15 protein-coding genes and 1 tRNA gene are annotated in these 19,483 nt (G+C 71.1%); 8 read left to right on the forward strand and 8 right to left on the reverse strand.

Annotated features, from left to right (window positions below; all coding sequences use genetic code 11):
* Window positions 1-11 precede the first annotated feature (11 nt).
* Window positions 12-623 (reverse strand): VOC family protein, encoded by a 612-nt coding sequence (locus FBY41_RS05400; RefSeq protein ID WP_311769360.1) that lies wholly within the window; start codon window positions 621-623, stop codon window positions 12-14.
* 183 nt (window positions 624-806) lie between these two features.
* On the opposite strand from FBY41_RS05400, the gene FBY41_RS05405 reads away from it, so the two are divergent.
* Window positions 807-1,430 carry a muconolactone Delta-isomerase family protein gene (locus tag FBY41_RS05405; RefSeq protein ID WP_141842314.1) on the forward strand — a complete coding sequence of 208 codons (624 nt, stop codon included), beginning with the start codon at window positions 807-809 and terminating at the stop codon, window positions 1,428-1,430.
* Between the two features lie 9 nt (window positions 1,431-1,439).
* On the opposite strand, the gene FBY41_RS05410 is transcribed toward FBY41_RS05405, so the two are convergent.
* Complete coding sequence (locus FBY41_RS05410) at window positions 1,440-4,178, reverse strand: ATP-binding protein (protein ID WP_141842315.1); 2,739 nt, start codon at window positions 4,176-4,178, stop codon at window positions 1,440-1,442.
* Between the two features lie 391 nt (window positions 4,179-4,569).
* On the opposite strand from FBY41_RS05410, the gene FBY41_RS05415 reads away from it, so the two are divergent.
* From FBY41_RS05415 to FBY41_RS05425, 3 genes are all read left to right on the forward strand, one after another.
* Entirely contained in the window at window positions 4,570-5,406 is an 837-nt protein-coding gene (locus tag FBY41_RS05415) for an enoyl-CoA hydratase/isomerase family protein (RefSeq protein WP_141842316.1), read from the forward strand.
* Window positions 5,403-6,134 (forward strand): SDR family oxidoreductase, encoded by a 732-nt coding sequence (locus FBY41_RS05420; RefSeq protein WP_141842317.1) that lies wholly within the window; start codon window positions 5,403-5,405, stop codon window positions 6,132-6,134. Before FBY41_RS05415 ends, FBY41_RS05420 begins: the two co-directional genes overlap by 4 nt.
* Before the next feature lie 373 nt (window positions 6,135-6,507).
* A complete protein-coding gene (locus tag FBY41_RS05425; protein ID WP_185748900.1) occupies window positions 6,508-7,800 on the forward strand; it encodes a glycosyltransferase in 1,293 nt (430 codons plus the stop codon).
* Here the strand turns inward: FBY41_RS05425 and FBY41_RS05430 are convergent.
* On the reverse strand, window positions 7,797-9,491 hold the full coding sequence (locus tag FBY41_RS05430; protein WP_141842319.1) for an FAD-binding oxidoreductase: 1,695 nt from the start codon (window positions 9,489-9,491) through the stop codon (window positions 7,797-7,799). The two genes, FBY41_RS05425 and FBY41_RS05430, sit on opposite strands and share 4 nt — an antisense overlap.
* A 131-nt stretch (window positions 9,492-9,622) precedes the next feature.
* On the opposite strand from FBY41_RS05430, the gene FBY41_RS05435 reads away from it, so the two are divergent.
* From FBY41_RS05435 to FBY41_RS05450, 4 genes are all read left to right on the forward strand, one after another.
* Window positions 9,623-11,158, forward strand: a complete 1,536-nt coding sequence (locus FBY41_RS05435; RefSeq protein ID WP_141842320.1) for a glycerol-3-phosphate dehydrogenase/oxidase — start codon at window positions 9,623-9,625, stop codon at window positions 11,156-11,158.
* An 86-nt stretch (window positions 11,159-11,244) separates the two neighbouring features.
* A complete protein-coding gene (locus FBY41_RS05440; protein WP_141842321.1) occupies window positions 11,245-12,975 on the forward strand; it encodes a SulP family inorganic anion transporter in 1,731 nt (576 codons plus the stop codon).
* Between the two features lie 48 nt (window positions 12,976-13,023).
* Window positions 13,024-13,097 (forward strand) — tRNA-Gly (locus FBY41_RS05445).
* 218 nt (window positions 13,098-13,315) lie between these two features.
* Window positions 13,316-15,178: an acyl-CoA dehydrogenase gene (locus tag FBY41_RS05450; RefSeq protein ID WP_141843182.1), complete on the forward strand. Its 1,863-nt coding sequence runs from the start codon at window positions 13,316-13,318 to the stop codon at window positions 15,176-15,178.
* 120 nt (window positions 15,179-15,298) lie between these two features.
* Here the strand turns inward: FBY41_RS05450 and FBY41_RS05455 are convergent, their stop codons facing one another.
* From FBY41_RS05455 to FBY41_RS05470, 5 genes are all read right to left on the reverse strand, one after another.
* A complete protein-coding gene (locus FBY41_RS05455) occupies window positions 15,299-16,399 on the reverse strand; it encodes an FtsX-like permease family protein (RefSeq protein WP_141842322.1) in 1,101 nt (366 codons plus the stop codon).
* Window positions 16,392-17,018 (reverse strand): ATP-binding cassette domain-containing protein, encoded by a 627-nt coding sequence (locus FBY41_RS05460; RefSeq protein WP_185748901.1) that lies wholly within the window; start codon window positions 17,016-17,018, stop codon window positions 16,392-16,394. Before FBY41_RS05460 ends, FBY41_RS05455 begins: the two co-directional genes overlap by 8 nt.
* Window positions 17,015-18,352, reverse strand: a complete 1,338-nt coding sequence (locus tag FBY41_RS23305; RefSeq protein ID WP_185748902.1) for a hypothetical protein — start codon at window positions 18,350-18,352, stop codon at window positions 17,015-17,017. The genes FBY41_RS05460 and FBY41_RS23305 overlap by 4 nt, the downstream gene beginning before the upstream one ends.
* Before the next feature lie 44 nt (window positions 18,353-18,396).
* Window positions 18,397-18,894: a hypothetical protein gene (locus FBY41_RS05465; RefSeq protein WP_141842324.1), complete on the reverse strand. Its 498-nt coding sequence runs from the start codon at window positions 18,892-18,894 to the stop codon at window positions 18,397-18,399.
* 116 nt (window positions 18,895-19,010) lie between these two features.
* A complete protein-coding gene (locus tag FBY41_RS05470; protein WP_141842325.1) occupies window positions 19,011-19,313 on the reverse strand; it encodes a hypothetical protein in 303 nt (100 codons plus the stop codon).
* Window positions 19,314-19,483: the final 170 nt, after the last annotated feature.

Below are 19,483 nucleotides of genomic sequence, written 5' to 3' on the forward strand. Positions count from 1 at the left end.
CTTCACCTCCGCTAGGCCGGCAGTTCGATGCCGGCCAGCTCACGGACCATGTAGTCGGCATACCAGTCCGGCCAGTCGGGGTCTTCGACGCCGGTGCGTGCCTCGTGCTCGCCGTGCGCAGCGGCGGCGCGGCGCAGGGCAGCCGCGAGGTCCGTGACCGAGGTGAACGAGGTCGCCGCCGAGTCGGTGCGCCCCGGCAGACGAGTGGTGACCTCCTGCACGATCCAGCCGTTGCCGTCCGGGTCCTGGAAGGACAGGAACGAGCCGTAGCTGCGCCGGTCCGGATCCGGCCCCGGCACGCGCGCGTCGGTCCCTCCGTGGTGGAAGACCCCGCCCGCGTCGTGGAAGACCCCGCTGGGCTCCGCGCCCTTGTCGACCAGCTCGGCGTGCGCGGCCTCGACGTCGCCGACGACCAGTTGCAGCCCCCGAGCGGTTCCGGGGGCCTGCTCGGTGACGTGCGTGCCGAAGATGACGGAGGTCGGCGAGCCGGGCGGCGTGACCTGCACGACCCGGAACTGCTCGTCCGTGCTGAAGTCGGCATCCAGCCGCCACCCCAGGCCGGTGTAGAAGTTCTTGGCCCGGTCGACGTCCGAGACGGGAACCACGACCACTTCCAGCTTCATGTCCATTGTTGATGTCCTCTCACTCGAGTTGCGCGAACAACAACGACCCTCCCGCGCAACCGATCGCCGCGCCCCAGGGAAAGGCACCGGTCGTTCGCAGCCCGGGACCCACGGGGATGCCACCGACACCGGTTGTGGCCCACCGTTGAGCTCACACCCCTCGAACAACTCCCGGAGGCTGACATGGGACAGACCGAGTACCTCGTCACGATGACCACCCACGTGCCGGACGGCGTCGACGACGCAGAAGTCGCCGAGGTCCGAAGCAGAGAGGCCGCCAACACGGCCCGACTCGCGGAGCGGGGCAGTGTGCTGCGGTTGTGGCGGCCACCGCTGAGCCCAGGCCAGTGGCGCAGCATCGGGCTGTTCGCGGCGACGGACGAGACGGAGCTCGAGCGCATCCTGTCCGCCATGCCGCTGCGCAAGTGGCGCACCGACGAGGTGACGCCTCTGGACCTGCACCCGAACGACCCCGCAGCCGGTGTGGTGCCGCGCGATCCTGACGCGAGCGAGTTCCTCACGACGTTCACCGTCCGCGTCCCCGCCAACGCCCGAGACATCGACGCGGTGATGGCAGGCGAGGCGCGGCGCGCCGGCCAGCTCGCCGACCAGAACAAGCTGCGGCGGTTGTGGCGCCTGCCCGAGCAGGGTCGTGCCCTCGGCCTGTGGCAGGTGCACGACACCGAGGAGCTCACGACCCTCCTCGGCTCCCTGCCGATGACGGCCGCCGGCTGGCTGTCCATCGACACAGTGGCGCTGACCCCGCATCCCAGCGACCCTGCCCTCGCTCGCACCGCGGCGCGCTAGTCGGCTGCCTCAGACCGCGGTGAGGCGGGAACCAGCCATCGCGTCGGCCAGCTCTCTGCGGGACCGGATGCTCAGCTTGACGAACACCTTCCGCAGGTGCCACTCCACCGTCCGGGGGCTGAGGAACAGACGTGCACCGATCTCCGGGTTCGACAACCGCTGACTGGCGAGCTGCGCGATCTGCAGCTCCTGGGCCGTCAGCTCCTCGATGCTGTGCTGCACCTGCGCACGGATCAGCCCCCCAGCCGCGGCCAGCTCACGGTTCGCGCGCTCGGCGAACCCGTTCGCGCCCATCTCGAGGAACATCCCATGAGCGGCGTGCAGGTGCTCTCGCGCGTCCCTTCTCCGTCCCTCGCGCCGCAGCCACTCCCCGAAGCTCAGGTGTGCCCGGGCGAGGTACCAGACCATGGGTGAGGCGGCGAGCAGGTCGATCGCCTCCCGATAGAACGTCTCGGCGGCCGCCCCCTCGGCCACGAGGGCGCGGGATCGTGCCAGGCACCCCAGGGCCCAGAGCGTGCCACTGGCGAGAGCCCGCTCGGAGAGCCGGTCTACGGCGTCTTGCGCCAGCTCCGGGCGCCCGCAGCGCGAGGCGGCCTCAGCCAGCTCGTAGAGAGTCCACGAAGACGTCACGACGTCGTCCCACTCGCCGGCCTTCTGTGCGGCCTCGAGAGCCAGGTCGTAGCGGGCCAAGCCGTTGTAGAGCACGGCAAGGTCGTATTCGGCACCGGCGATCGCGCAGCCCTCGCCGCGGGCGGCGGCCCCACTGATGAACTCGTCATGCAGCCGAAGGGAGGTCACCTCGTCGCCGCGCCAGGCCGCGATCCGCAGCGGGAACTCGGCCCTGACCCCGAGGCCGAGGCCTTCGGCCTCCTCCAACAGCATCGACGCGGACGTCAGGTCCCCCGCCTGGGTCAGGGCGCCTGCGAGATAGTCGAGCGCGTAGGGCAGCAGCAGCACGGTACCGGTCGATCGGGCCAGCTCCACCTGGCTGGACGCAAGCTCGCGCCAGGCCTCCTGGTCCCACAGCTCCTCGGCCGCGATGTTGTACGCGAGGCAGAGCCGGTCCAGGGTTCGCTCCTGCGCCAGGTAGGCCTCCAGCGCCTGCCGGAGCAGCGGAGCTGCTGCGACACTCCCCTCGGTCAACCGCGTAGCCAGGCCCCGGATCATCAGCTGACTCGCCGGGACGGGCTCCGGGTCGAGGCGCACGGACAGCGCCGCCGTGGCGATGTCCTGCACGTCCGTGCCTGCGGCGTAACAGCTCGCGTAGACGGCGGCGACCAACGCCTCGAGATGGGTGTCGCGAGCCAGGTCGACGTCCAGCGGCTCCAGCCGTTGAGCCGCCTGGAGCAGCAGCCGGGGCGCGTCTCGACCCCGTCGGAGGTCGAAGGAGATCTGTGCGCGAAGACGCTGGGCTTGGGCGCGGTTCCGCTCATCGGACAGGGACTCGTCGGCCAGGTCCAGGAGCGCCTCGGCGAAGGGGAGGTCGCCTGCCTGGAACTTCGCGCCAGCGGCCGAGAGCGCGCGCTCGGCCCGCAGTGTCGCGTCGGGCGTGAGCCCGGTGGCCCGTTCGATGAAGGCAGCAGCCGCCGCTATCCCTCCGCGGCGTTGGGCGCTCTTGGCGGACTCGATCAGCTCGCGAGCCACTGCCTCGTCGGGGCCATTGACCGCGTGGGCACGATGCCACGCCCGCCGGTCGGGATCGGCATTGCCGATGGCCGTGGCCAAGGCCGCGTGCACCGCTCGGCGCTCGGCTGAGGTCGAGGCCCCGTAGATGGCCGACCGGACCAGCGGATGACGGAACCGCACCTGTCGGTCGATGTCCAACAGCCCGGCATCCACCGCAGGTTCGCGCGCGTCCCAGTCCATCCCGAGGGCCTGCGCCGCCTGAAGCAACAGCATGGGGTCGCCCACAGGGTCAGCCGCTGCCAGCAGCATGAGTCGCTGCGTGGCCTTCGGCAGGGCCCGCGTCCGACGGACGTACTGGTCCTCGATCCAACCCGGAATGCCGTCCGGCACGGGCATCGCGAACCCGCCGGCGATCTCGGCTGCGCTCAGACCATGAGGAAGCTCCAGCAGGGCCAGCGGGTTGCCCCGTGTCTCCGCGATGAGCCGGTCAGCGACCCGCTCGTCGATCCGCCCGACGATCGCCGTGGCCAGCAGGGCGCGGGCGTCCTCCCTTCCCAACCCGGTGACCGAGAGCTCGGCCATGCCGGCCAGCTCGGGCATCTGCGCCGGCGCCCGTACGGCAGCGAGGATCGCCACGGACTCCGCGTGCAGGCGGCGCGCGACGAACCCGAGGACCTGCGCCGAGGCGGTGTCCAGCCACTGAGCGTCGTCGACGACGCAGAGCAGAGGCACCTCCTCGGCCGTGTTCGACAGCAACGTGAGGGTCGCCAAGGCAACGAGGAAGCGGTCGGGTGGATCCCCCATCGAGAGGCCGAACGCGACGCTGAGCGCGACCCTCTGGGGCTCCGGGAGCCGGCTCAGCCCTGTCAGCATGGAGTTGCACAGCTGGTGGATGGCCGCGAAGGGCAGCTCCATCTCCGCCTGGACACCCCCGACGGATGCGGTGCGGAAGCCGGAGGCCTGGGCGGTGGCATAGTCCAGCAGCGCCGTCTTGCCGATCCCGGCCTCCCCACGAAGGACAAGCGCGCCGCTCTGGCCGCGGCGGACGTCGTCCAGCAGCCGGTCGAGAGCACCGCGCTCAAGGTCCCGACCCACGATGTCACGCGCTCGCCCGGCGGCCATTTGGCGAGCACTCTAGAGGATCGCGATTTCTGCGTACAGAGGTGCACGAAGCATCCGACGCTCGTTCGACCACCGACTCGAAAGGGCGCTTCGCGTGGGTCGGCCACGACGCCCACGAGTCTCGAGGCGTTGGCCCACTGAAGCGGGTGCTTGCGGAGCCGCGCTCGAGGCTGCGGGCCCCCACGGGGGCACCAGGGACACGACCAGTGGGTTCACTGGCGCGCCGTCGCGCCTCCGCAGGCCAAGGTGGAGACGACGGCCTGAGTCGAGGCGGTCGGGGTGACATCGGAGCGCCTCAGCCGGATCGACGAGCTCGTCGCCGTGAGCTCGACAGCAGGTCGGGTCGCCCTGCTGGGCAGCAGGTCCACAACCAAGAGCGAAGGTGAGTCAGATGACGGCAGCCGAGCAGTTCCACATCGACATCGTGTCGTCCGCCTACTGGCGCGTGACGTTCGACAACGGTCCGGTCAACCTCATCGACCCAGACACCGTCGAGCAGCTCGCTGGCCTGGTCGACCTGATGGAGGCGGACCCGGACCTCGCCGTCGTCGTGTTCCGTAGCGAGAAGCCTGGCTTCTTCATGGCGCACTGGGATTTCCTCTCCGACAGCGCGCGCGTCGCCGCGATGGAGCCTGGGCCGACCGGGATGCACCCCTACGTCGACAACTTCGTGCGGCTCAGCCGTGTGCCGGTAGCAACCATCACCGAGCTGCGTGGACGCGCGCGCGGCGCCGGCAGCGAGTTCGCGCTGGCCACCGACATCCGGTTCGCGTCGGAGAAGGCCGTCCTCGGTCAGTTCGAGGTCGGCGTCGGCGCCGTGCCCGGTGGAGGACCCATGGCTCGCCTCGGACGCCTCGTCGGCCGTGGACGCGCGCTGGAGATCCTGCTCGGAGGAGATGACATCCCCGCGGCACGCGCAGCCGAGTACGGCTACGTGAATCGGCTCGTCCCCGACGACGAGATCGAGGAGTTCACCGACGCCTTCGCCCGGCGAATCGCCGCGTTCGACAAGATCGCCATCACCGGCATCAAGCGGCTGGTTGACGTGGCCACGCTCCCGGACGACCAGGAGTCCGCGGCCGGGCTGAAGGTCTACTTCGCGACCGCCGGGCGCCCCCAGCATCGACCGTTCACCGAGCTGCTCTTCAGCAAGGGCCTTCAGCAACCCGACGGTATCGAGGTGGACCTCGGCGTCGAGCTCGGGACCCTCCGCACCGCCCGAGCATGATCATGGGCGCGTCACCGGCTCTGGAGGGACAGACCGTCGTGCTCATCGGAGGCACGCGTGGCATCGGCCTGGCGACCGCACGGCTCGCGGGTGTCGAGGGCGCCCGGCTGATCATCACCGCACGAGACGCCGAACGCCTGCGCGAAGTGGGATCGGAGCTCGGAGCCGCCACCGCGGCGTTCGACGCCACCGATCTGGAGCGGCTCGGTCGATTCATCGACGAGCTGCCAGACGTCGTCGACCATGTCCTGATCACGGGCCCGGGGCCTTACTACGCACCCCTCGCGGACCTCGACCTCATCGAGGCACGGCGAGACTACGAAGCGCACCTCCTGGCACCCGTCCAGCTCGCCCGACATGCTGTCGGCCGGTTGCGCCCGGGAGGGACGCTGCTCTTCATGAGCGGCACCGGCGGGCGTCGATCGTCGTCAGGCGCCCTACTCACGGCCCACACCGCGGCGATCCCGGCCCTCGTGCGGAACCTGGCACTGGAAGTCGCGCCCATCCGCGTGAACGCGATCGCGGCTGGTTTCGTCGACACGCCGTTGTCCGCGGCCTTGCTGGGAGACCAGCTCGACGAGCGCCGCGAGCAGTTGCGCCGCACGTTGCCGATCGAGCGGGTGGTGACCGCGGAGGATGTCGCCGCACTTGCCATCCACCTGATGGTCAACACGGCGATCACCGGTGCCACCGTCGACATAGACGGCGGCCAACAGCTCCTGGACTGATGGCAGAGAGGAGCGGTCAGGCGTCGTGCGCTTCGTCGTGTCCGAGCAGGTGATCCAGCGGTAGGACGACGACCCGAGACGTCCAAGGACGCGCGGACTGCGTTGGCGGTCCGCAAGGATCGTGGGCCGAGATGCGGGACCCGTCGACGGGCCAGCCGTGCCAAACCGTGCCAGATCTACACACCCACCCACACCAGGCAGAGCCAAGATTGGAGTCGTCTAGTCGATCGGCGCAGGTCAGAGCGCAACTTGTGCCTGGCCCGCGATGTCCAGAAACCACGGTTGTCTGATTCCCACGCTGGATACGCGGGTTCGATTCCCGTCGCGCGCTCCGACCACCGCGAGCGTGTGCGGTTGTGACACCCTCGACGACATGGCCGATGTCCTCGTCTGCGCCTCCTCCATCCATGGGCACGTGGCGCCCATGCTCGAGATCGCGACACACCTGCGGGGCGCCGGGCACACCGTGCGCATGACTACGGGGACACGGTTCGGCGACCGTGTCTCCCGGGCAGGCGTCGAGTTCATCCCCTTGAGCGGCGCGTCCGACATCGACGACACCGACCTCGACACGGCGTTTCCCGGCCGCTCCGAGACCAGGGGCGTCGGCAAGGTCCGGTTCGACGTGTCCCGCCTCTTCATCGACCCCATCCGGTCGCAGTGGGACGTCCTGACGGACGCGCTGCAGCGGCGACCGGCCGACGTCGTGCTCTACGAGACGACGTTCATGGGCATCGCCCCGCTGCTCGCGAGCCCTGCGCCTCGCCCGCCGGTGATCGGGTGCGGCGTCATCCCGCTCACGCTCTCCTCCCCCACCGTCCCGCCCTTCGGAGCCGGCCTGCCGTATGCCGAGGGGCGGGCTGCCCGATTCCGCAACCGGGTGGTGCGTGAGGGGATCCGCCACCTGGTCATGGGCGGCCCGCAGCGTGAGCTGAGGAGGGCCCTGACCGACTGCGTGCCGGAGGCGCGGTGGTCGGGCTATTTCATGGACGGCGCGGCGCGCGTCGACACCTTCCTCCAGCTGAGCGTGACCTCGCTCGACTACCCACGGCCGGACCTTCCGCCGAACATCAGCTACGTCGGACCGGTCCTGCCCAGGCACTCGGGGAGCGCAGCGCTGCCCGAGTGGTGGTCGGAGCTCGACGGCAGCAGGCCAGTCGTCCTCGTGACCCAGGGCACGCTGGACGTGCTGGATCTCGACCGCCTCATCGGACCCACCCTCCGGGGGCTGGCGAGCGAGGACGTGCTCGTCGTCGCCGTCACCGGCGGCCCGCCGGTCGAGCGGCTCGGGCCGCTGCCGGCGAACGCCCGGGCCGCGACGTTCCTGCCCTTCGACGTGCTCATGCCCAAGGTGTCGGTCATGGTGACAAACGGCGGCTTCGGCGGCGTCCACCATGCCCTCGCCCACGACGTGCCGCTGGTCGTCGCGGGCAGCACGGAGGAGAAGCCGGAGATCGCGGCTCGTGTCTCGTGGGCCGGCGCCGGCATCAACCTCAGGACCGGCACGCCCACCCCCACCCAGGTGCGCGACGCCGTGCGGAGCGTTCTCGCGAACGACTCCTACCGCACCGGCGCCCGGGTCGTGGGTGACGACATCCGCCAGTCGGACGCGCTCGGCACGATCGCCGCCACCGTGACCGAGCGCCTCGTCCGCCTGCGCCCCTAGCGTCGCGGAATCAGCTTGCCCGGGTTGAGGATTCCGGTGGGGTCGAGCTCGGTCTTGATGGCGCGCAGGACGTCCAGTCCGAGGTCGCCGATCTCGGCACCGAGCCACGGGGCATGGTCGACGCCGACGCCGTGGTGATGGGTGATCGTGCCTCCACCCGCGACGATCGCCTCGGTCGCGGCCGACTTGACGGCTCGCCACTGCGCCAGCGGGTCAGCCGACTCCCCCGCCACGAAGGTGAAGTAGAGCGAGGCGCCCGTGGCATAGACGTGCGAGACGTGGCACATGACGACGACGCCCCTGCCGCCGTCGGCGAGCGACGACCGGATCGCTGACCCGACGGCCGCGTGCAGGGGTCCGAGCCGGTCCCACGTCGTGGCGGTCTCGAGGGTGTCGACGAGGATGCGCCGGCCCATGAGCTCGTCGCGGAGATACGGCCCGGCGAAGCGCCCCTTCTCCCAGGCGCGGGCCACCCGGGCGGGCAGACGCCGCCCGCCGTCGCGGCCCAGCACCCGCTCGCAGACGGACTGCCGGTGCTTCAGCGCCGCTGAGTCAGTCCCCTCCCAGACGAGGACGACGAGGGCCGGCTCCTCGAGACCGCGCACACGGCCGTATCGCCGGAGGACCGCACCCGAGCGTCCTGCGAGCGCCAGGTTGACCCTCGTCTCCTCCTCGTCCGAGAGCCGGCAGACGTCGGGCAGCAGGCCCGGCCCGACCTCCTGGGCGAGACCGCGGAGAGCCTCGGAGCCCGCGTGGAACGACGGGAGGAGCCACGCGGCATACCGCTTGGCCGCGGGTCGGGGAGCGACCCGGAGCGTCGCCTCGGTGATGATGCCGAGGGCCCCCTCGCTTCCGACGACGAGGTCGAGCAGGCGGGGACCCGCGGCCGAGGCGGGGCTTCGCCCTCCGAGCACGAGCTCCCCACGCGGGGTGGCGAGCCGCACCCCGAGCACGTTGTCGTCGATGCGGCCGTAGCCCGTCGACGCCTGCCCGGCGGACCGGGTCGCGACGTAGCCGCCGAGGGTCGCCTCCTGATGGCTCTGCGGAAAGTGACCGAGCGTCAGCCCGTGCGGCTCGAGCGCGCGCTCGATGTCGGGGCCGCGCAGCCCCGGCTGGAACGTCGCGAGGCGGGCGACCGGGTCGACGTGGAGGAGCTGGTCCAGCCGCCGCAGGTCGACGGCCACGACCCCGGCACAACGCTGCTCGCCGGTGTCGCCACCCTCGACCGCACCGCCACGGGCCTCGACTCCCCCGACTCCCCCGACGACACTCGTCCCGCCTCCGAAGGGCACGACGGCGATGCGGCGCTCGGCGCACACTTCGAGGAGCCGCTGCACCTCGGCCGCGTCAGCCGGCTCGACGATGACATCGGGCGCCTCGGAGCCGTCTCCGTGGCGCAGCCGCCAGAGGTCCGGATAGCTCTTGCCACCGGCGTGCTCGACCCGCGACCGCCGGTCGGTGTGGACGTGGTCACTGCCCACGACCTCGCGCAGGGCCGCAACCTCCTTGTCGCCCAATGCGATCGGCGGCAGTTCGACAGCCTCGAGCGCGACCGGAGGCGTCTGCGGTCCACGCGCGACGCCCCACGACGCCAACGCCGACCAGGCGCCGGCGCTCAGCGGGGGCGCCTCGGCGGGGTCTCCCCACCCGTACCACACCGACCGGGGGATCGAGCGCGTCAGCTCATCCATCGCAGCGACCTCGACACCCTGCCCGACAGCCACGTCCCATGCGCAACACCGTCGCACACCGCGCGACGTGAGTACCGTTGATTCGTGCACCGCGACCACTCCCGCGTCGCGCCTGCCGGTCAGGGGGCGCGGTGACCGCGTCCATCACCGCGGCGACCCGCGAGACGGCGCTCGACCGTCTGGCGAGCGCCCCCTACGACGTCATCGTCGTCGGCGGAGGCATCACCGGGGCCGGCGTCGTGCTCGACGCGGCGTCGCGAGGCCTGCGCGCCGCCCTCGTCGAGCGCGTCGACCTCGCGGCAGGCACGAGCCGCTGGAGCTCGAAGCTCGTCCACGGAGGGCTGCGCTACCTCGTCAAGGGTGACGTCGCGATCGCGTGGGAGTCGGCGCGTGAGCGGCACCACCTCATGACGGCCATCGCACCCCACCTCACCCGCGCCGCAGCCAACCTCTTCCCGCTCGGCGACGCCACGCCGGCCGCTGTGGGCGTCGCCGTCGAGGCCGGTATGCGGGTGGCCGACGTCATGCGCACGCTCGCTGGCACTCCACGGAGTCTCCTGCCCCGTCCGTCGCGGATCAGTGCCGCCGAGGCGCTCGCGCTCGCGCCCGGGATCCGCCGCAGCGACCTTCGCGGCGCCGTCCTCCACTGGGACGGCCAGCTCGAGGACGACGCGCGGCTCGTCACGGCCGTGGCTCGCACCGCTGCGGCCCTCGGGGCCGACATCGTGACGCGGTGCAGTGCCGTGGACCTCGGCGACCGCACGGTCCTGCTGCGCGACGAGCTGACGGGGGCGACGCTCGAGGCGCGCGGCCACGTCGTCAGCGCCACCGGCGTCTGGGCCGGTAAGCACGAACCCTCCCTGACCATCACGCCGAGCCGCGGCTCCCACGTCGTCGTGCGCGCCGCTTCACTGGGCCACCCCCGGGCGATCTGCTACGCGCCCGTCGTCGGCCAGTTCGGCCGCTCCGTCTTCGCCATCCCCCAGCCCGACGGGCTCGTCCTCGTCGGGCTCACCGACGTGTCGACGAGCGACGTCGACGGCATCGCGCCTCCGGTGCCCGAGGACGACATCCGCTTCCTCCTCGACACGATCAGCCGGGTCCTCGACCGCCCGCTGGGCACCGCCGACGTCGTCGGCCGCTACGCGGGGCTGCGCCCCCTCGTCCGCGACCGCGCCGACGGTGAGAGCGCCGACGTGTCGCGTCGTCACCTGCTCGTCGACGAGCCGGGCCGGCCCGTGACCATTGCCGGGGGCAAGCTGACGACCTACCGCCAGATGGCGCAGGACGCCGTCGACGCCGTATGCCGCCGGGCCGGCATCGTGGCCGCCTGCCGCACCCACACGCTCCCCCTCGTCGGCGCGGCCACCCGGGAGGCATTGACCCGGGTTCCTGCGCCGAGCCGTCTCGTGCGCCGCTACGGCACGGAGGCCGCGACGGTGGCCCAGCTCGCTGTCGATCACCCGGATCTCGCTGTGCCCGTGAGTGACTCGTGTCCCACGATCGGTGCCGAGATGCTCTTCGGCGTGCTCCACGAAGGGGCCCTCACCGTGGAGGACCTCGTCGAACGGCGGACGCGCGTCAGCTTCGACGAGGCGGCCCTCCCCGCCGCCCGGGCGGTTGCCGAGCAGGCCCTGGGGATCGCCGACGAGCTCTCGCCGGCGTGAGCGCTCGGCGGTCGCGCGCGCGAGAGGGCGGTCGCGATCTTCGCCATCCGCGCCCCTGGCGCCCCTGATGAGAGTACGCATGGAGCATGAGCGCGACGCCTCGCCTGATCTCCCGCCTGGTCCCCCTGGTGGGCCAGCTCCGCACCTATGACCGAGCGTGGCTGCGCGGGGACCTCATCGCCGGGGTCACCGTCGCCGCCCTCATCGTGCCGAAGAACCTCGGCTACGCCGCGATCGCGGGCATCCCCGTGCAGAACGGCCTCTACGCCGCCGCTGCCGGAGCCCTCGTCTACGCGATCTTCGGCAGCTGCCGCCAGATCTCCGTCGGCCCCAGCTCCGCGCTCGCCGCCGTCGCCGCGAGCGCCGTGCTCGCCGCCGGCCTCGTCGCGGAGCAGGACATCGCCAGCTTCGTCGCCGGCATCACGCTCGCGTCGGGGATCCTCTTCCTGCTCCTCGCGGTGCTGAAGATGGGCTGGATCGCCCGCTTCCTCTCCCGCGCCGTCGTCACCGGCTTCCTCTTCGGCGCGGCGATCGACGTCGTCATCGGCGAGCTGCCCAAGCTCACGGGCACCGAGGTGACCGGCTCCAACCCGATCCAGGAGCTGCGCTCGTGGTTCGGCACCCTCGGCGAGGGAAACACGGCGACGGCGGTGGTCGGGGTCGTGGCGCTTGCCGTCGTCTTCGGCCTGAGGGCAGTGGCGCCGCGGGTGCCGGGTGCGCTCGTGCTCGTCGTGGGTGGCTTGCTCGCTGCCCCGCTCTTCGACCTCGGCGCGAAGGGAGTGGCTCTGGTCGGCGACGTGCCGAGCGGGCTGCCGTCGTTCCAGGTGCCGAACCTCCAGCTGATGATCGACCACGCCGGCACGACGGCGCTCGCGGCAGTCGCCCTGCTGCTCATCGGCTTCTCGCAGTCCGCGGGAGACGCCCGCGCGTTCGCCGCGAAACACCACTACCGGGTCGAGATCAACCAGGAGTCGACAGCACAGGGTCTGTCCAACACCGCGGCCGGGGTCTTCCAGGGGATGCCTGTGTCGACGAGTCTGTCGGCGAGCTCGCTCAACGACCATGCGGGGGCCAAGACGGGTGTGGCCTCGCTGACCTCGGGCATCACGGTCATCCTCACCCTGCTCTTCCTCGCACCGCTCTTCTCCAACCTGCCGAAGGCGGTTCTTGCAGCCATCATCATCGAGGCCGTCGTCATGGGGATGATGAACGTGCCCGAGATGCGGCGCCTCGCGCGGGTCCAGCGCTTCGACTTCTGGATCGCCATGGCTGCCCTCGCCGGCGCCCTCGTCTTCGGGGTCCTCGCCGGCGTCGTCATCGGCATCTTCCTCTCGCTCATCTGGCTCGTGTCCGTCGCGACCAGGCCGAAGATGCCGGCGCTCGGGCTCGAGGAGGGCACGCAGGTCTTCCGGGAGGTCGGCGAGCACCCGGAGGACACCGTCTATCCCGACGTCGCCGTCATCCGGCTCGACGGCGGCCTGTTCTTCGCCACGGCCGACGCGTTCGACGACCGCCTCCGCGAGCTCATCCACTCCAGCCCCGGCCTGACGGGCGTCGTCCTCGACTGCGGCGGCATCAACTTCATCGACTCGCAGGGCGTCGACAAGCTGGGAGACATCGTCGACCTCGCCCACGAGGCCGGAGTCACCCTGAGACTGGCCCGCCTCAAGCCCGAGGTCCGCGCCGTCCTCGAGCGCGACGGCGTCATCGAGCGCCTCGGCGCGGACCGGATCCACGGCAACATCTACCGCGCGGTCGAGGCCGAGCGCTCGGCCGGCGCAGCCTCCGGGCGGGCGGCTGACGGCCCTGTCGAGTAGCCCGACTGGATGCATCGCCGTCGGTCCGCTATGGTTTCAGGCGTTCACGCGGGTGTAGTTCAGTAGCAGAACAGCCTCCCTCCAGGAGGAAGACGTACGTGCGATTCGTGCCACCTGCTCCACGTGTCGAAGGGCCCGGTCATGGCGACCGGGCCCTTCGTCGTTCCCCGGCCACGCGGCATACGCGGCCCCCCGGGCGCGCCGGCCAGGCGGCCTACCGCGGCACGGCCTCCCTCTTGCGTTCGTTACCGGTCGGTAGCATCATGAGGGTACCGGCCGGTAACTTGGCTGTGCCCGCGACGATGCGGATCACCCGAACGACAGAACGGTGGAGGACCCCATGGGCCACTACAAGAGCAACGTGCGTGACCTGGAGTTCAACCTCTTCGAGGTCTTCGGTCGCCAGGACGTCCTGGGCACCGGCATCTACGCGGACGTCGACACCGACGCCGCCAAGGACATCCTCCACGAGGTCGCGCGCCTCGCCGAGAACGAGCTCGCCGAGAGCCTGCTCGACTCCGACCGCAACCCGCCCGTCTACGACCCGGTGAGCAAGTCGGTGACGATGCCCGACTCCTTCAAGAAGTCCTTCCGGGCCTACGTCGACGGCGACTGGGGCAACCTCGACGTGCCCGCCGAGCTCGGCGGCATGGTCGTGCCGCCCTCGCTGCGCTGGTCGGTCGCCGAGATGGTGTGCGGCGCGAACCCCGCCATCCACATGTTCACCGCGAGCTACTCCTTCGCCAGCCTGCTGTGGCACATGGGCACCGACGAGCAGAAGAAGCTCGCCAAGCACATCGTCGACAACGCGTGGCACACGACGATGGTGCTCACCGAGCCCGACGCGGGCTCCGATGTCGGCGCCGGCCGCACCAAGGCCGTGCAGCAGCCCGACGGCACGTGGCACATCACCGGCGTCAAGCGCTTCATCACCTCCGCCGAGTCCGACATGGTCGACAACGTCGTCCACTTCGTGCTCGCCCGCCCCGAGGGCGCCGGCCCCGGCACCAAGGGACTCAGCCTCTTCATCGTGCCGAAGTACCACGTCGACCCCGAGACCGGCGCGCTCGGCGAGCGCAACGGCGCCTGGGTCACGAACGTCGAGCACAAGATGGGCCTCAAGGTCTCCACGACGTGCGAGGTCACCTTCGGCGAGCACGAGCCCGCCGTCGGCACCCTCCTCGGCGACGTGCACGACGGCATCGCCCAGATGTTCAAGGTCATCGAGAACGCCCGCATGTTCGTCGGCACCAAGGCCATCGCGACCCTCTCGACCGGCTACCTCAACGCACTCGCCTACGCCAAGGAGCGGGTGCAGGGCGCCGACCTCACGCAGATGACCGACAAGACGGCGCCGCGCGTCACGATCACGCACCACCCGGACGTCCGGCGCTCACTCATGCTCCAGAAGGCGTATGCCGAGGGGCTGCGTGCGCTCGTCATCTACACCGCGTGCCAGCAGGACGCCGTGAGCCAGGGCCAGGCCGGAGACCCGGCCGCCCCGCTCGAGGCCGGCTCGGCCGCCGAGATCGCCCACCGCGTGAGCGACCTGCTGCTCCCCATCGTCAAGGGCCTCGGTTCGGAGCGGGCCTGGACGCTGCTCGGCACCGAGTCTCTGCAGACCTTCGGCGGGTCCGGCTTCCTCCAGGACTACCCGATCGAGCAGTACGTCCGTGACGCCAAGATCGACACGCTCTACGAAGGCACGACGGCCATCCAGGGTCTCGACTTCTTCTTCCGCAAGATCGTGCGCGACAAGGGTCAGGCCCTGCAGCACGTCTCCGGGCAGATCGCCGAGTTCGCCAAGGACCTCGGCGGCTCGCTCGACGCGGAGCGCGAGCTGCTCGGCAAGGCGCTCGAGGACGTGCAGGGCATCCTCGGTCACATGGTCGGCGACCTCATGAAGAGCGACCCGCGCATGGGCGGTGACCTCACCAACCTCTACAAGGTCGGCCAGAACACCACCCGCCTGCTCCTCAGCGCCGGCGACCTGGTCGTCGGATGGCTGCTGCTGCGCCAGGCCGAGGTCGCCCAGCGTGCCCTCGCCGGGGGCGCGTCGGGCAAGGACGCCGACTTCTACCGCGGCAAGGTGGCGGCGGCGTCGTTCTACGCGAAGAACGTGCTGCCGAAGCTCGCGGCCGAGCGTGCGATCGCCGAGGACACCGACAACGACCTCATGGACGTGCCTGAGGCAGCCTTCTGAGTCGCCGCCGAGAGGCTCCGGCACACCCCCGGGCCCTCGGTCGGCCCGCCACATTCGTCACCTCCCGCAGGTCTTCCTGCGGGAGGTGACGGCTGTCTGGCGGGCTCGTGGGGGCTCGCATCACTCGCCGCGTCGGCGGAGCAGCCGGGCGACATCGGGCGCGAGAGCCCGCGCGACGGGCGCCACGGTGAGCACCACGAGGCCGATGCCGAAGCCGCCCACGGCGAGGCCGATCGTCGAGGCGGACGGCAGGGCGACCGCGATACCGGCTGCCGGGTCGACCATGCTCGACTCTCCGCCGGAGCGGACCAGCACCCACGCCAGGACCGTGCCGAGCGCGACCCCCAGCGGAGCCGCGAGGAGGGCCAGCAGCGCCTGCTCGACCCCCACCATCCCGATGATGTCCGAGCGCGAACGCCCCCAGACGCGCAGCGTCGTGAACTCGCCGAGCCGTGACCGCACACTCCACCGTGCCACGGACCCGACGACGACGAGCGAGAGCACGGCGAGAACGAGGGCCAGCAGACCCATGACCCCGGTGCTCGTGCTGCCGTCCATCGAGCGGGCCGCCGCTGCGTCGAGTGACTCCCCGACGTAGCGGTCGGGCAGCTGCCCGGTGTCGGTGGCGACGACGAGCTGCTCAGGAGCCTGGGTGGACGGCATCGGGCACGTCGTCAGGGCCGAGGGTCCCGACACGAGCGGGTACCCCTGGTCGACGACGCCGACGACGATCGGGCGCACCTGCCCCGCGACCGAGCTGCCGCCGCCGGGCAGGGCGACCTCGAGGGGCGCCCCCACGGTCGCACCCGGCACGCTGCGCGTCACCGCTGCTTCGCAGGCCCCTGCTGCCGGCGGCCGGCCGACCACGATCGGCACGTCCAGAGCGGCCACCCAGGAACGCAGCTGCACGAAGGACCCCGCAGCGTCCGCCTCAGTCGTTCCGATCGGCCAGACTCCGGTCACCCCCGGTGTCTCGCGCAGTACCTTCACGTCGCTCGGGGTCATCGGCTGGTCTGCCCCGGCGATGCCCTCGACGAGGAAGACCGACTGCCACTCCGGGCGGTCGTAGGCAGCCCGCTGGTTGTCGCGCACATCGCGCAGGGGCACGAGCAGTGCCGTGACCGCGGCCATGAGGCTGGCGACGACGAGCACGGTCGTCACGGAGGCGACGCGGCGCCCGGTGACGTTGGCCCAGGCGTTGCCGAGGGTGTGCTCAGCCATCGGTCCTCCCGAGACGGACGTGCTGCGTGGCCCACGCGCTCCAGGCGGAGTCGTGGCTCGAGACGACGACCGCAGCGCCCGCGTCCGCGGCGTCGCGGAACGCCTCGATGACGGCGTCGCGGCTGGTCTCGTCGAGACTCGACGTCGGCTCGTCGGTGACGATGACGGAGGCGCCCTTGGCCAGGGCCCCGGCCGTCACGATGCGCTGGCGCTCACCGCCGGAGAGCGATCGCGGATGCCGGCCCTCCACGGGCACGCCCCACGACTCGAGGCGTTCGAGAGCCTGTGGAGCGTTGTCATATCCGGCCATCGTCGCGAGGTTGCGCTCCACGGTCCAGTGCTCCACGAGCTGGGCGTCCTGGAGGACGAAGCCCACGTGGTCGCGTCGGACCTGGTCAGCCACCCGGCTGCTCGACACCGCGACCCCGCCGACGGTCACGGCGCCGCGCTGGGCGAGCGTCATCGCGCCGATGACGTAGAGCAACGACGTCTTGCCCACTCCGGACGGTCCGCTGATCCACACGCGCGAGCCGGGGACGATGTCGAGGTCGAGCGGACGGTCCCGGGTGGCGCCGTGCGCGGCGCTGACACCGCGCAGGGTCACGGCAGGGGAGGTCATGCGGCTCCTTGGTGTGAGGTGAAGTCGTGGCGAAGGGCGAGGAGCAGGGAGGAGCGGATGTCGCATTCGTCGCCCACGGTGACGAGCCAGTCGGCGCCTCCGCAGCCTACTGAGACCGTGACGGGCTCGCTCGGTCTGCCGGCCGCGGCGAGCGCGGCATCGCGCAGCAGGGCCGGCACCGGATTCGATGCCGCCGTGGCGGTTCGCTTCGGGTCGGCCATTCCACGGAGCACCGAGGCATCCGAGTCGGTGATGGTGATCGGGCGACCCTCGATGATGCGCCGGGTGAGTATCCATGACGCGAGCCGTTCCGGAGTCGTTCTCGACTGTGTCGCCGAGAAGCCGACCGAGACCAGTCGCAGGTCGCCGGCATCGCGGGCCGCCAGTGCGATGAAGGGGTTGTAGGGGCCGTCCGGGTCGCGCAGCACGAGCCGACCACCGCGGCCCGGCACGGGGGTCGAGCCGAGCAGGGCCAGTCCTGCTCGCGCCAGCATGACGCGATCGGCAGCCCCGTCGGTGGGCTCCCGACGGATCGCCGCGGCGAGCGCGTCCAGGTCGACTCCGCCGCGATCGCCGCCTGCCAGGTGCAACAGCGCCCACGAGGTGAGCAGGGTTCCCTGGGCCGGGGTCTCGTCGAAGAAGACGCCCTCGACGTGTGACTGCCCCACGGCACGCTCCACGGCGGTCCGGAGCTCGTCGGACTTGAGGTTGCCGGCGCGTGCCACGGCTGCCGCGGCCCACAGCGTGCGGCTGTCGGCGAACCGGCCGTCTCCATTCGTCTCCCGGACCACCGCGGCATCGAAGGCCTCCTGGTCCCGGACCGGTCGACCACAGAGGAGACTGAGGAACTGGTCACCGACCGTCGCTGCCTTGGCCGGGCAGGCGGGGGGACGCAGGTCGGGGAAGGTGCGGGCGAGCTCGGAGCGCGCCGGGCTGCCCGACACCTGGAGGAAGGACCACACGGAGTGCACGGAGGCGTCGCAGTCGTCCGGGCCCTTCTCACCGCACTGCCTGCCGAGCGCTTCGATGGCCTTGCCGACCCGTGCGGTGTCGCCGACGTAGCTGGCCCACCTCAGCTCGAGGTCGCTGCGTGCGGGGCCGTCCAGCTGGGCAACCAGGCCGTCGATGAGCGTGGCGGAGGGCACGTGCTGCACTGCCACCCCGGTGAGCCGTGCCGCGCCGACCCGGTCGATCGTGACCTCCAACGACGGGCGGTGTCGCATGGCCGCCGGGTCTGCCAGGAGCCCGTTGATCCCCACATGGTCTCGAAGCGCTGAGGGCTTGGCGCCCCCGCCGACCTGCACGGTGCAGGCGGCGAGGGCGACAAGCACCACGATCAGCAACAGCGCCCGGAGGGCTGTGCGGGATCGGCTCAGGATCACCAAAGCCCGATCTTGGCGCACTTGGCGCTCACGTCGCCGTAGGAGCCCGGGCCGTTGCCGGTGAGGCAAGCCTCGGTCGTGATCCCGATGGTGGTCCACGACGGGCTGGCGCTGCCGCTCAGCTCGACGAGGTTCGAGACGTACTTCGTCCACTTGACCTGACCGATGCTGGTCTGGTTGCCGCTGATCGTCGCGGAGGCCTGGTCCTTGGAGATCGTGACGGTCGCCGAGATGCCGTTGGCGTAGATCTTGGTCGTGTTCGTGATGCGGTCCATGATCCGTCCGCCGTTGTTGCGCAGCTGGACCTTCGTGTACCAGCTGCACGACGTGACGTACGTGTTGCACTCCCACGCCGAGACGTAGAGCTGCCCGTAGGCGACGTTCCAGTAGTTCTCCGCCGAGGCGGCCTGGGCGGAGCCGGCCGAGCCGACGAGAAGCGCTGTCGCCGCGGCTGCACCCCCTGCGAGTACACCGAGTCGCTTGACTCCCAACATGTGAATCCCCTTGTCCGTCAAGCCTCTTCATTGAGGCTACTGCTGGATTGGTGCGTCCCGACCCGGCGACGCAGGCCGAACGTATGGTTGGCCCGATGACCCCGACAAGGGGTCGGTCATGGCCACATCTGGCCATGGCCCCAAGGTGCCGGGAGCACGGTCACGAGCGTGGCTCCCGCATCGACGAGAGGGCCCGACAGCTCGGCGACGACGCCGACGGCGCGGGCATGGTCGGAGCCCAGGACGTAGAGCACTGCCTGCAGCTCGATCGCCCCTCCCGCCAGCGCGCTGCAGCCGGCGATGAAGGCGTGCTCGACGTCGCTGGACGCATCGACCGCGACGCGGAGACGGCCGACCAGATCGCTCTGGGTGAGCGTTCCCGGCCGGCCGACACGCAGGACGAGGGCGACCGGGGTCACCCGAGCACGGCGCGCGGGCCGGCCCGGTGCACGGCGCTCGGCCACCAGAGGACGAGGTCGGGCCACCACCATCGGGCGAGTCGGACCGAGGCGGCGGAGCGGGCGGCGCGAAGGGTTGTGCGAGAGGGGTACACAGTTCTCCTGGTGTGCTCGGGCGGGCCCCTGTGCCC

It is taken from the genome of Humibacillus xanthopallidus (assembly GCF_006716675.1).
Taxonomy (GTDB): Bacteria; Actinomycetota; Actinomycetes; order Actinomycetales; family Dermatophilaceae; genus Humibacillus; species Humibacillus xanthopallidus_B.